The sequence below is a fragment of the Sphingomonas bacterium genome (assembly GCF_903644135.1).
GTDB lineage: Bacteria > Pseudomonadota > Alphaproteobacteria > Sphingomonadales > Sphingomonadaceae > Sphingomonas.
Genome location: NZ_CAHJXA010000041.1, coordinates 1 through 13603 on the forward strand (window position 1 = coordinate 1; position 13603 = coordinate 13603).

7 protein-coding genes and 1 tRNA gene are annotated in these 13603 nt (G+C 69.0%); 3 read left to right on the forward strand and 5 right to left on the reverse strand.

Annotation, left to right across the window (positions count from 1 at the left end; genetic code table 11):
- The 5 genes from HUU96_RS03920 to HUU96_RS03940 all read right to left on the reverse strand — a co-directional run.
- The coding region (locus HUU96_RS03920) for an efflux RND transporter periplasmic adaptor subunit (RefSeq protein WP_174291553.1) at nt 1-1247 on the reverse strand (1247 nt) is incomplete at its 3' end.
- Nucleotides 1231-2136, reverse strand: coding sequence for an efflux RND transporter periplasmic adaptor subunit (locus tag HUU96_RS03925; RefSeq protein WP_174291554.1), 906 nt, complete (start codon nt 2134-2136; stop codon nt 1231-1233). The genes HUU96_RS03920 and HUU96_RS03925, both read right to left, overlap by 17 nt.
- A 1-nt stretch (nt 2137) precedes the next feature.
- The gene (locus HUU96_RS03930) at nt 2138-3649 is read right to left on the reverse strand and encodes a TolC family protein (protein ID WP_174291555.1); all 1512 of its coding nucleotides are present in this window, start codon (nt 3647-3649) and stop codon (nt 2138-2140) included.
- A gap of 8 nt (nt 3650-3657) precedes the next feature.
- Entirely contained in the window at nt 3658-10254 is a 6597-nt protein-coding gene (locus tag HUU96_RS03935; protein WP_174291556.1) for an Ig-like domain-containing protein, read from the reverse strand.
- A 187-nt stretch (nt 10255-10441) separates the two neighbouring features.
- Nucleotides 10442-10518, reverse strand: a tRNA-Pro gene (locus tag HUU96_RS03940).
- 188 nt (nt 10519-10706) lie between these two features.
- On the opposite strand from HUU96_RS03940, the gene yajC reads away from it, so the two are divergent.
- The 3 genes from yajC to secF form a co-directional block, all read left to right on the forward strand.
- On the forward strand, nt 10707-11048 hold the full coding sequence (yajC, locus tag HUU96_RS03945) for a preprotein translocase subunit YajC (RefSeq protein ID WP_174291557.1): 342 nt from the start codon (nt 10707-10709) through the stop codon (nt 11046-11048).
- Between the two features lie 15 nt (nt 11049-11063).
- Entirely contained in the window at nt 11064-12659 is a 1596-nt protein-coding gene (gene secD / locus HUU96_RS03950; RefSeq protein WP_174291558.1) for a protein translocase subunit SecD, read from the forward strand.
- Between the two features lie 13 nt (nt 12660-12672).
- Nucleotides 12673-13603, forward strand: a 931-nt coding sequence (secF, locus tag HUU96_RS03955) for a protein translocase subunit SecF (RefSeq protein WP_174291559.1), incomplete at its 3' end; no start/stop codon positions are given.

Below are 13603 nucleotides of genomic sequence, written 5' to 3' on the forward strand. Positions count from 1 at the left end.
CGCGCCGTCCCGCGCGAGCCGATGCGCGGAGCCGCGCCGTCCGACGGGGCCGCATCGAGCGCGAAGGCCAGCGTCCCGTCGGCGGTCTGCCGCGCCTGGTAGCCGGCATCCGCCAGCGTCGCCGATTGCGACCAGAGCGGCTGGCTGTCGAGCCAAACGGTGACGCCGCTGCCCGGGGTCAGCGGCATCTGCTCGCGGGTCGGCAGGTCGACGCGGTAGCGGACCTGGGCGGGGTCGGCGACCTCCATGATCGGCTGGCCGGTCTCGACGGCGCGGCCCTCCCAGTCGTGGCGGTCGGTATAGGCGGCGATGCCGGCGAACGGCGCGACGACGCGAGCGCGCGCCAGCATGTCGCGGGCATAGCCATATTCGGCTGCGGCGAGCTGATACTCGGCCTGGGCGATCGAGATGCCGCGACCTTGGGCGGCGTCGCCGAAGGTGGCGGAGGCGACCGCGTCGACCTTGGCGCGGGCGACTTGCAAGCGCTGCTGGGCGAGGCTGAGTTCATTGCGGAGCTTGACGTCGTCGAAGCGGAGCAGGGTCTGGCCGCGCGCGACCGATGCACCGGGGGCGACGTCGATGCTGGCGACGACGCCCTGGAACGGTGCGGCGACGACGAACGGGTGCGCCGCGACGACCTCGACCGGGGCGAGCACCGACAAATGCACGGGGAACAGCGCCACGGCCGCACCGGCGGCGATAGCCGCGCGTCGCTGGCGGCGGGTCAGGCGCGGCAGGCGGCGCACCGGCTTGTTGCCGCTCAGCGCCAGCCAGCCATGCTGGACCGTGTCCCCGAGCCGGGCGAGCCGCGCCGCTTCGGTGGCGTCGAACGGATGCCCGCGCGCGAGCAGCAGCGCGCCGAAGGCGGTGCCGTCGCGGCCGACCAGCGGCCGCCACAGCCAGTGGCGGAACGGATAGTCGGCGAGCGCCTCGTCCTCGGGCGCATCGAGGTCGCAGGCGTCGGTGCGATCACGCACCGCCGCCTCGATCGCGCGGATCACCGGCGCGTTGCGGTCGATCGCGACGAGGCTGGAGGCGGTGCGGACCTGCCACCCCTCCCCCATCAGCGGCCGCTGGAGGACGAACATCTGGTCATGGGCAACCAGCCCGCGCGTCTCGTTGGCGACGAAGAACAGCAGCTCGGCGACGCTCGCTTGGTGCCGCACCGACGCTTCCCAGCCGAGCAGCAGCCCGAGCGGGGACGCCTCCGCGCGCGGCGGATGGGTCAGGTCATGCAGCGCGGCCAACGGTCCCGCCTTGCTGGAAATGGGCGGTGCCGCTCATGCCGGGCAACACCGTACCGACCACGCCGATGCGGCCGGTGACGCGCATCGTCTTCGACACCGGATCGACCGCCGCGCCGAGCCGGACGATGCTGCCCGAGACGCTGCCGCCGGTCTCGTCGAGGCCGAAGGTGAAGGGCGTGCCGGGCTTGAGCCAGGTCAGCCAGGCGGACGGCACGATCAGCTCGACCTCCAGGTCGCCACTGCCCTGGATTTTCATCAGCGGCGCGCCGGGGGCGGCGACGTCGTGCGGGTGGGCGATGCGCTCGACCACCATGCCGCCGAACGGCGCGGCGATCGAGCATTGGCCGGTGCCGGCGCGGATCGCCTGCGCCTCGGCCGACGCCTTGCCAAGATTGGCCTTCGCGACCGCGACCTCGTTGGTGCCGATCGCCTTATATTGGTCGAGCTCGACATTGGTGTCATAGGTCTTGCGCGACGCCGATGCCGCCGCCTCGGCCGCCGCCAGCTGGGCGCGCATCTGCGAACAGTCGAAGCTCGCCAGCATCTGCCCGCGCGCGAAGCTCTGCCCGGCCTCAAGCGGCAGCGCGGTGATCAGCGCGGTCATGCGGCTGGCGATCACCGCCTCCTGGCTCGACTTGATCACGCCATGCGCGACCATGTCGGCTCCCGGCACATAGGCCGCGCCTGCCACCGTCAGGCGGTCGTCGGCCAGCACCGCCCGGTCGACCGCCAGGTGCGGCGGCGTCAGCCGGGTGGTCGCCCTGGCGTCCGACCAGGTCACTTCGCCCGGCATCGCCAGCGTCGCGGCGATCGCCAACACGGCCGCGACGCCGACGCCGGCGGCAAGCTTGGTGCGCGGGCTCAGGGCCGCGAAATCGATCCGCACCATGTCAGTTCCCCCGCATCGCCACGGCACGCTGCGCCCACATCGCCTGCAGCGCGCCGGCCAGGCCGTGCACGCTCTGGCGGTCGGTCACCTCGGGCGTGAAGCTGTCGATCCCCATTGCCGCATACAGGTTGGCATAGGCGTTCTGCGCATCGGCATAGGCGATGTCGTAGCGTACCTCGCTGACCAGCGTGTTCATCCGCTCGCGCAGCTGGGTCTGCTCGCTGATCGCGCCGGCTTTGAAGCCGCCATCGATCTGGCCCATGATCCGGGCCTGCACCGCATGGCCGTGCCGCGCCGTCGCCAGCTCGGAGGCATAGAGGCCGTAGCGCGCCCGGGCGACCTGAACCTGCGTCATCACCGCCATCGCCGTCGCTAGTTCCTTGGAACGCAGCACATCGTCCTGGGCGTGGACAGTCTTCTTCACCGCGCCCAAGCGGAACACGTTGATGAGGTTGAACGCCGACTTCGCGCCATATTGCGCCCAATGGGAGTTGTAGAGGAAGCCGTTGGAGTCGGCGTTGATGCCGACGAATCCCTTCAGGCTGGGGAACATCGCCAGGATCTGCGAGTCCAGCTCGTGCTTGTTGATCCGCTGCTGATAGCCGACTTCGCGCAGCTCGGGCCGGTTGCGCAGCGCGGTCATCACCTCCTCGTCGGCGGACAGGGCCACCGTCGGCAGCTCCGCCTCGCGCGGCGGCAGCACCAGCTCATAGTCCGTGCCGGGGTCGAGGTTCATCAGCGCGGCAAGCTGCGTCTTGGCGATGCGCAACTCGCGGCCGAGTGACTTGGTCTGCGCCTCGATCTCGATCAATTCGCGCTGATAGGTCAGCGCGATCAGCGGCGGCGACTTGCGGCGCTGCGCCAGCGCCTCGGAATTTTCGAGCGTGGCCGCGATCGTCGTCTGCAGCTGGGTCAGCTGGGTCAGCAGCCGCTGCGCCGACACCGCCCGGTAATAGGCGGTACGGACGTCCTCGATGATGCGGTTGGACACCTTGCGGCGTTCCTCCGCGGCGATCAGCACACCGTCCGCCTTCTGCTTGGCGCGGACATAGGAGAGGCCGAAGTCGAGCACGTCCCAGCTGAGCGTCAGGTCGCCGGAGGCGACGTCGCGGTCGGTCGAGGTCGACGGCTCCAGGCTCTGCCGCTGGGTCAGCAGCGACAGGCTGGACGCGCCGGCCTCGTTGCTGCGCCCGAAATAGCCGCCGCTGGCGACCAGCTGGGGCAGCATGTCGTAGGTGGAAAGGTTCAGCTCGCGGCCCTTCAGCGCCTGCTGCCGCTGCTCGACGCGGTAGTCGAGATTGTATTTCAGCGCGCGTGCCATCGCCTCGTACAGGTCGATCGGGGCGGTCACCGGCTCCTGATGGGCGGTGACATTGGCGCGGATGCTCTGCGCTCGCGCGTCGTCATCGGCCGCGGTCATAGGATGTGGCGTCACCGAACAGCCGGCGAGCAGGCCGGCGAGCGCGGCCCCGGCGGCGATGCGGCGAAGCCGGTTGCGAGTGGTGGTGGTCATGACGGTCCTCACTTGAAGTGGCGATCCAGGCGCAGGGCGGCGGCCCGTGCGACGGCATGGCGAGTGGCAAGCGTGGCATCGAGCGGTGCCGCGCGGTGGTGGTGGGGCTTGGCGGGTGCGGTCCGGTCCAGCTCGATCTCACCGGTCGCGCCCTGGACGACGATCGGCGTCGTACTGGTGCGGCCGTCCGCGCGGGTGACGCGGACGACCAGGTGGAGCTCGTCGGCGTCCGCAGCTCGCTCGACGATGGCGAGGCCGCGAGGGTCGACCTTGATCCAGTCGCGCATCGGACCGCGCGCGGGGCGGACATCGACCGAGCGGATCGCGGCCGCTCCGTCGGGGGCGGTGTCGCGCACCTCGATGTAGAGCGCACCGCCGCGCACGACCGAGTCGACCATGATGCAGGCGTGGTGGTCGGCGGCGGCGGAGAAGCCGGTCGCACCCTTGACCAGGAAGTCGCCCCAGCGATGGTCGAACAGGCGGTCGCCGGCGTCGCGCTGATCGCGCAGCACCTCCAGTTGCGCGACCTCGGCGGTGACGGGCTGGTCGGGGTCGATGCCGGTGCCGTTCAAGCTGCGTGCAGCCTCGACCGCGTCGCCGACCGGCTCGCGGCCGATCGCGGTGGTGTTGAGCGAGCGGACCTGCTCGACCGTGTCGAGGATCGTCAGCGGGTTGCGGATCACGCCATCGTCGGCGACGACCACCCGTGCGAAGCCGGGCGACGGATCGACGAACCGGACGCGGCCGATCTCCAGCAGTTCGTTGATGTCGGCCCCGCGCCCGTCCGCGACCCGCACGACGAAGGTGCCGTCGGTGAAGCCGCCCTGGCCATCGGCGACGACGTAGCGGATCGTGGTCGTGCCGACGAAACCGAGCTGCGGCGTGAAGCTGATGACCCCGTCGCTGCCGACCGACACGTCGCCGTTTGCGGAGCTCGCCTGGACGATCGTCGGGCTGTCGCCATCGGCGTCGGTGACGCCGGCGAGCGCGTCGATGCGCACCGGCCGGCCGCCGATCGCCTCGACCGGCGCGTCCTGCGCCGGCACGACGGGAGGGTGGTTGACGTGATCGACGGTGACGGTGACGCTCGCTGTGGCGGTCGCGCCGTCGCTGTCGGTGACGGTGTAGCGGACCGTGTCGACCCCGCTGAAGCTCGCGCCGGGCCGGTAGGCCAGGGTGCCGTCCGGATTGATCGTGACCGCGCCATGCTGCGCGGTGGCGGCGGTAACGGCGAGCGGGTCGCCGTCGGGATCGCGCGCATTGGCGAGCGCGGGCAGAACGATGCCGGTCTCCTCGCCGGTGCGCGCGGCGCTATCGGTGGCGATTGGTGCCTGGTTGGCGATGTCGAGCGTGAAGGTCGATGAGGCGGTGAGGCCACCCGCGTCGGTGGCGCTGACCACGACAGTATAGCGGCCGCCCGGTGCCTGCGCGGCGGCGCTGTGATCGACGACGCCGCTGATCGCGCCAGAGGCCGGGTCGATCGACAATCCCTTGGGCAGGCCGGTAGCCGCATAGGCTAGCGCGTCGCCGTCGCGATCGGCGAACCACGGCGCGGCTGCGATGCTGACGCCGGTGCCCTCCAGCGCGGTGGCTGCGGGGGGCGCAGCCACGACGCTCGGCGCGTGGTTGACCGGCAACACCGTCACCAGCACGCTCGCGCTCGCCTGGCCGCCATCACCGTCGGCGATGGTGTAGACGATCACGTCGTCGCCGCGGAAGCCCGTGTTCGGCTGGTAGTCGATGGTACCGTCCGGGTTGATGGCGACCGAACCGTGCGAAGCGACCGCGCCCGTCACCGTCAGCGGATCGCCGTCGGGATCGGCATCGTTGGCCAGCACCGGAATGGTGACGCGCACCTCCTGCGGCGTGGTCGCGCGGTCGTCGGCGGCGACGGGCGCGGGGTTGACGATCGTCCAGTCGAAGCCGCTGCTCGCGCTGGCGTGGGAGGGGTCGGTGGCGGTGACGACGACGTGGTAGACGCTGCCCCGGCTCGCCGCATGGTCGAGCGTGCCGGCGATGCGGCCGCTGGCCGGATCGATCGCCAGCCCCGGCGGCAGGCCGGTCGCGCTATAGGTCAGCGCGTCGCCGTCGACATCGGCGAAGAACCCCCCGACATCGAGCGCGATCGGCTGCGCATCGGCCCCGGCCTGCGCCGCGATCGGCCGGGCTGTTGGTGCGTCGTTGACGGGTGTGATCGTCACAGCGACATGCGCGTTCGACGTGCCGCCCTGGCCGTCGCTGATCGCGTACGCGATGCTGTCGATGCCGTTGTAATCGGCGTTGGGCGTATAGGTCAGCGTGCCGTTAGGGTTGATCGCGACGCTGCCGTGCAAGGCGGACGCGCCTGTGACGGTCAGCGGATCGCCGTCCGGATCGACGTCATCCGCGAGCACCGGGATGACGACGGCAGTGTCCTCGGGCGCGATGGTGGTATTGTTGCGCGCAACCGGCGGCGGGTTGGTGACGGTCAGCGTGAAGGTCTGTGTCGCCGAAGTATTCGACGGATCGGTCGCGGTGACCGCGACCGCGTAGTTTCCGCTATGCGCCTGGCTGGCCGAGCGATCGATCGTGCCCGAGATCACGCCGGTGGCGGGGTCGATCGCCAGCCCGCTCGGCAGGCCCGTGGCGGTGTAGGTCAGCGTGTCGCCATCGATATCAGTGAACCCGCCTGCGATCGGATAGGTCACCGTTGCCGCGTCCTGCAAACTGCGCGGCGGCAGCATGCCGACGGTGCGCGGCGCGTCGTTGACCGGCGTGATCGTCACCGCGACATGCGCGCTCGACGTACCGCCCTGGCCGTCGCTGATCGCATAGGTGATGCTGTCGGTGCCGTTGTAATCGGCGCTGGGCGTGTAGGTCAGGGTACCGTCGGGGTTGATCGCGACGCTGCCGTGCAGCGCACTGGCGGCGGTAACCGTTAGCGGATCGCCGTCGGGATCGACATCGTTGGCGAGCACCGGGATAATGACGGCGGCGTCTTCCGGCGTCGTTGCGCTGTCGTCATGCGCGACCGGCGGCGGGTTGGCGATCGTCCAGCGGAAGGTCGCGCTGTCGCTGGCACCATGGCTGTCGGTCGCGGTGACGACGGTGTCGTACACGCCGCCATGCGCCTGGCTCGCCGAGCGGTTGATCGTACCCGAAATCACGCCGGTCGCCGGATCGATCGATAGTCCGGCCGGCAGGTTGGTCGCCGCATAGGTCAGCGGGTCGCCATCAGGATCGGTGAAGTGCGACGCGACCGGCAGCGACACCGCCTGGCCGTCATTTGCCACCTGCGGGTCTAGCGGTGTGTGGGTCGGCGCGGCGTTGCTCACCGCGATGGTGACAACCGCGTTGGAGGTGCCGCCCTGGCCGTCGCTGATGGCGTAGGCGATCGTGTCCGCGCCGGTATAACCGCCCGCCGGCGTGTAGGTCAGCGTACCGTCGGGATTGATCACGACCGAACCATGTGAGGCGGATGCGCCGGTGACGGTCAGCGGATCGCCATCGGGGTCGACGTCGTTGGCCAGCACCACGATCGTCCTAGCCGTGTCGATGTGGACGCTGGCGATATCATCGTGCGCGACCGGCGGCGGGTTGGTGACGGTCAGCGTGAAGGTCTGCGTCGCCGAAGTATTCGACGGATCGGTCGCGGTGACCGCGACCGTGTAGCTTCCGCTATGCGCCTGGCTCACAGAGCGGTCGATCGTGCCCGAGATCACGCCGGTCGCCGGATCGATCGCCAGCCCGCTCGGCAGGCCCGTGGCGGTGTAGGTCAGCGTGTCGCCATCGACGTCAGTGAACCCGCCTGCGGTCGCATACGACACCGTTGCCGCTTCCTGCGAACTGCGCGGTGGCAGCGTGCCGACATTGCGCGGTGCGTCGTTGACGGGCGTAATGGTGACCGCGACGTGCGCGGTCGAAGTGCCGCCTTGGCCGTCGCTGATCGCGTAGGTGATGCTATCGGTGCCGTTGTAATCGGCGTTTGGCGTATAGGTCAGCGTGCCGTCGGGATTGATCGCGACGCTGCCATGCGAGGCGGACGCGCCGGTAACGGTCAGCGGATCGCCGTCAGGATCGGTGTCGTTGGCGAGCACCGAAATGACGACGACGGTGTCTTCCGGCGTCGTTGCGCTGTCATCATGCGCGATCGGCGGCGGGTTGCTGACGGTGAGCGTGAAGGTCTGCGTGGCCGAAGTATTCGACGGATCGGTCGCGGTGACCGCGACCGCGTAGCTGCCGCCATGCGCCTGGCTCGCCGAGCGGTCGATCGTGCCCGAGATCACACCGGAGGCCGGATCGATCGCCAGCCCGCTCGGCAGCCCCGTCGCGCTGTAGGTCAGCGTGTCGCCATCGATATCGGTGAACCCGCCTGCGGTCGGATACGACACCGTTGCTGCGTCCTGCGAATTGCGCGGCGGCAGCGTGCCGACATTGCGCGGCGCGTCGTTGACCGGCGTGATCGTCACCGCGACCGTTGAGGCGGAGGTGCCGCCGCGGCCGTCGGCGATGGCATAGCTGATCGTGTCGCTACCGTTGTAATCGGCGTTCGGCGTGTAGCTCAGCGTGCCGTCGGGATTGATCGCGACCGATCCGTGCAGCGCGCTCGCCCCGGTCACGGTCAGCGGATCGCCGTCCGCGTCGGTATCGTTCGCGAGGACGGTGATGGTGGTCGCGGTGTCCTCTGGCGTGGTGCGGCTGTCGGGATTGGCGACCGGCGCGTGATTGATGTCGATGCGGCTGATCGCGGTGGCGCTGGTCAGGGTGCCGTTGGTGAAGCTGACGTCGATCACCCGCTGCGTGCCGTCGGGCGTGGCGGAGCCGTTGGCGAAGGTGATCGCGCGCAGCGCCGCGTCATAGTCGGATTCGCTGCCCAGGCCGCTCAGCGCGACCGAGATGGTGCCGGCATTGCTGGTCGCGCTGGCGGTGATGTTCGTCGGCAGGCTGCCGATGTTGAGCACGTCGCCGGCCTGTGCGTTGGTCAGCGTCACCGTCGCGCCGGTGACCGAATTGATGTCCATCGGATTGCTGACGCGCACGTCGCTGTCGACGATCGGGCTGTCGCTGCCGCCGGTGGTATAGGTGAAATGGGCGTCGTTGCCGGTCGCGGTGCTGTCGTTCGCGTCGAGGTCGAGGCGCGGGATCGAGGTGTAGAGAGGGTCGCTATATTTGAAGTCGGCATTGCCGTCTTGGTAGAATTGCGCCTGGACGGTGACGCCGTTGTTGGCGGCGAGGCTGTAGTTGATCGTGAATGACGACACCTTGGTCCAGTCGAACGTCACCTCCGACTTGGTGTCGAGCGGCCGGCCGGCGACGGTGTTCTCGTTCTGGGTACCCGATGCGGCGACCTGGCTGAGGCTGGGGTTGATGGCGATGTCGGTGGCGCGCTCGGTCGTGTAGTAAGCTAGGTTGTCGGTCGGCACGCTGACCGACTCGCGGGTGTTAGGATTGCCGCCCACCCCGTCGATGTCGAGGATACCGAACTCGACATTGGCCTGCACCGGCGTGTTGGTGCCCGTCTTGACCAGCGACCAGATGATCTGGACGGTCGCGCCGTCGCCGTTGGTGCCGTTGCCGTTGGACAGATCGCGCAGCAGGAAGGTCGGGTCGTCGCCATTGGTCGCCGCCGTCGGCCGGTTGAACTGAACGGCGTCGCCGTTGGAGATCGAGACGACGGTGGCGACCAGGTCGACCTTGCTGCCGTCCGCCAGCGTCGCCGCGCCGCTCCAGCGCGCGACCGCGCCTGCGCCGACATTGCCGGTGCGATCGGTGCCGTTGCTGGTGGTGTAGCCGGTCGCGCCGGTGGCGATGACGTTGCCGCTGCCGTCGGTCACGGTCAGGCTGTCGGCGGTGACCGCGATCGGCACCGGCACGTTGGGGTCAAGGGTGTGCGTCCAGTCGTCGCTCGACAGGCTGCGCGCCTCGATCGTGCCGCTATGCGCCTCCAGCACCCAGTCGCCGCCCTTGCCGGCATAGCCGGTGAGGTCGGTCGAGGCGGCGACATCGGCGTGGGTCGCCTGTGCGAACGCGGCGAGTGCGCGGGCCCCGTCGCTGCCCTCGGCGAAGTCGCAGCCGTACAGCAGGATGTCACCGCCGGAATTGAGCGACCGGCCGATCGCGCCGAGCGACTGGGCGAGGCCGCCGGTGATCGTCGCCTCGTCGATGCGGGTCGTGCCGAGGTACAGCACCCCCTCCTCGCCGTGGCTGACGATGTGGATTGCCGCCACATTGCTCTCGCCGGCCAGCGCCGAGCGGACCTGATCCAAGCCGTCCTTGCTGCCGTCGATCAGCACGACATCGCCGAGCTTCGCCCATTCGGCGGCGAGCTTCTGGTAGTCGTCGACCGATGTGTCGATGAAGATCACGTCATGCGGCGCGCTCGTCGCGGCGGGCGCGACTGTGCGGGCGACGCTCGTATCGTCGGGAGCGGCGACGCGGCTGTCGTGGAACCCGACCACCGATCCGCCATGGGCGGCGTCGTGGCCGTCGGGCGCGACCGGCGCGTGCGAGGCATCGTCGACGGACAGCACCGCGTTCTGCATCACCGCACCGGCAGCCGCATCGAACATCATGCGTGGCTCCAGCGCGAGCAGATGAGCACGCCGTCGCTTGCCGTCGATGATCACGCTCGCCGTCTCCCGGGGTCCGTTATGGACCGGCTGCGAGCGGCTATCGATGCGGCGTGGTAAAGACGACGTTAACTCGCGGATCAAGTCGAGGTCGATGTGGCGGCTTTAGCATCCGATCTGGGGGGAACCGTCGGCGCACGACGCGCGGGCACCTGCCGGCAGCGTCGAGCTTTCGCGAAAGCGTTGGTCGGGGCGACAGGATTCGAACCTGCGACCCCCACACCCCCAGTGTGATGCGCTACCAGGCTGCGCTACGCCCCGACCGGACCGGCAGGCGGTCGACTGACGTCGCCCGGCCACCGGAGCGTGGCACCTAGGCGGGTGGACCGGATGATGCAAGCGCCGGCTGGGGCTCGCCCATGTTGCGCAAAACGGCGAGCGGTGATAGCGCGCGGCGCTTTAGGCGGGAGGCATGTTCTCCCGCTTTTCCCTGTTCGAACTGGCCACCGATGTTGATCGCCCCCGCTTACGCCCAGACTGCTGCCGGCGCTCCCGCCGCCAGTGGCACCGCCGCGCTGATCCAGCTCGGCCTGCCCTTCGTGCTCGTCTTTATCGCCTTCTACGTCCTGGTGCAGCGGCCGCAGGCGCGGCGGCAAAAGGCGTTCGCCGCCACCATCGCGGCGGTGAAGAAGAACGACAGCGTCGTCACAGCGGGCGGCATCGTCGGCAAGGTCACCCGCGTCGAGGATGCGCATGTCGAGGTGGAGATCGCACCCAATGTCCGCGTCCGCGTGGTCAAGGCGACGCTGACCGGCGTCACCTCGCCCAACGCCAAGCCGGCGAACGATTGAAGCGGGGCGACTGACATGCTCGATTTCCCGCGCTGGAAGATCTGGTCGATCTGCGGCCTGCTGGCGGCACTCTGCCTGCTGGCGCTGCCCAGCTTCCTGCCCGAGGCGGTGACCGACCGCTGGCCGGTCCATCCGCGCATCAACCTGGGGCTCGACCTCGCCGGCGGCAGCTACCTGATGCTGGAGGCGGACACCGCCGACCTCGCCACCTCTCGCATCGAGACGATGCGCGATCAGGTCGCGACCGAAATGCGGCGGGGCACCCCGCGCATCGACATCGGCGACATCTCGACGCGGGACGGCCAGCTCAGCTTCCTGCTGCGCGACCCGACCCAGGTCGACGCGGCGCGCGAGCGGCTGCTGGGTGTCACCGGCAGCGGCGCCGGGCTGACCGGCCAGCGGCAATGGGACATCCAGGTGGTCGACACCAGCCGCTTCGTCGTCCGCCCCACCCAGGCCGGGCTGACCCAGGCGGTCAAGCAGGCGATGAACGACGCCACCGAAGTGGTGCGCAAGCGGATCGACCAGCTCGGCACCAAGGAGCCGACCATCGTCCAGCAGGGCACCGACCGCATCCTGGTGCAGGTACCCGGCCTCAAGAACCCGCAGGCGCTAACCGAGCTGATCGGCAAGACCGCCAAGCTCGAGTTCAAGATGGTCGACGACACCGCCAATCCGGCCGACGTCGCCAAGAACGTGGCACCGATCGGCAGCCAGGTGCTGGCCTATCCCGGCTATCCGGGCGGCAAGATCGCGGTGAAGCGATCGGTGATCGTCGGCGGCGACCAGCTGGTCAACGCGACCGCCGGCAACCAGCCGGACACTAACAAGCCGATCGTCAACTTCACCTTCGACACCGCCGGCGGCAAGCGCTTTGCCAAGACCACGCAGGAGAATACCGGCAAGCTGTTCGCGATCATACTCGACAATTCGGTGATCTCCGCACCGGTCATCAATACGCCGATCCTGGGCGGCAGCGGCTTTATCGAAGGTAATTTCACTACCGACAGCGCCAACCAGCTCGCCATCGCGCTGCGCTCGGGCAAGCTGCCGATCGCACTCAAGGTGATCGAGGAATCGACCGTCAGCCCGGAGCTGGGCGCGGACTCGATCCATGCCGGCATCCTCGCGTCGGTGGTCGCAGTGGTGCTGGTCGTGGTGTTCATGGTGCTGACCTATGGCCGCTTCGGCATCTATGCCAACGTCGCGGTGGTCATCAACGTGTTCGTCATCCTAGGTGTGATGGCGGCGGTGCTGAAAGGCACTCTCACCTTGCCTGGTATCGCCGGCTTCGTGCTGACGATCGGCACCGCGGTCGACGCCAACGTCCTGATCAACGAGCGCATCCGCGAGGAGCGGCGGCGTGGGCGCAGCGTCATCCAGGCGGTCGAGCTGGGCTACAAGGAGGCGTCGCGGACGATCTTCGAGGCGAACGTCACCCATGCCATCTCCGGCCTGATCATGCTGGTGCTGGGGTCGGGGCCGGTCAAAGGCTTCGCAGTGGTGCTGCTGATCGGCATCGCCACCAGCGTGTTCACCGCCGTCACCTTTACCCGGATGCTGGTGGTGCTGTGGGTCCGCCGCACCCGCCCGGCGACGATGACGATATGAGGAGGATAGACCGATGCGCCTCCTGAAACTCGTCCCCGACAACACGAACATCGATTTCGCGCGGCTGCGCGGCTGGGCGTTCGGGCTGACGCTGGCGCTCAGCCTGATCGCGGTCGGGCTGACGGTCGCGCGCGGCCTGAACCTGGGCGTCGACTTTGTCGGCGGGTTGATGATCGAGGAGAAGTTCCCCGCCACCCCCTCGCTCGACAAGGTGCGCTCGGTGATCGACGGCCTTGGCGTCGGCGACGCGGCGCTGCAGCTGGTCGGCGACAACAAGACGCTGTCGGTGCGCCTGCCGCCCCAGACCGGCGGCGAGGGCGCGACCAACGCTGCCGTCAAGAAGGTCGAGGCGGCGGTCGCGCAGGCGTTCCCCGGCGCGACGTTCAGCCGCTATTCGACCATTTCCGGCAAGGTGTCGGGCGAGCTGATCCGCAACGGCATCCTGGCGGTGGTGCTGGCTGTGCTGGGCATCGGCCTGTTCGCGATCTTCCGCTTCGAGTGGCAGTTCGGTGTGTCGACGGTGGTGGCGATCGTCCACGACCTGTTGATGACGGTCGGCTTCTTCGCGCTCACCGGGTTCGAGTTCGACCTCAACATCGTCGCGGCGGTGCTGACCATCATCGGCTATTCGATTAACGACAAGATCGTCATCGACGACCGCATCCGCGAGAACATGCGCCGCTATCGCAAGATGGAGATGCGTGAGATCATCAACCTGTCGGTCAACGAGACGCTGCCCCGGACGGTGATGACGTCGGTGACGATCCTCCTGGCGCTGATCGCGCTGCTGCTGCTCGGCGGCCATGTGCTACGCGGCTTCACCGCGGCGATGATCCTGGGCATCGTCGTCGGTACCTATTCGTCGATCTACGTGTCGTCGTCGCTGCTGATCACGCTGGGCCTGCGCGCCGAGCCGGCCGCCCGCACCGCCCGGCCGAGCGTCG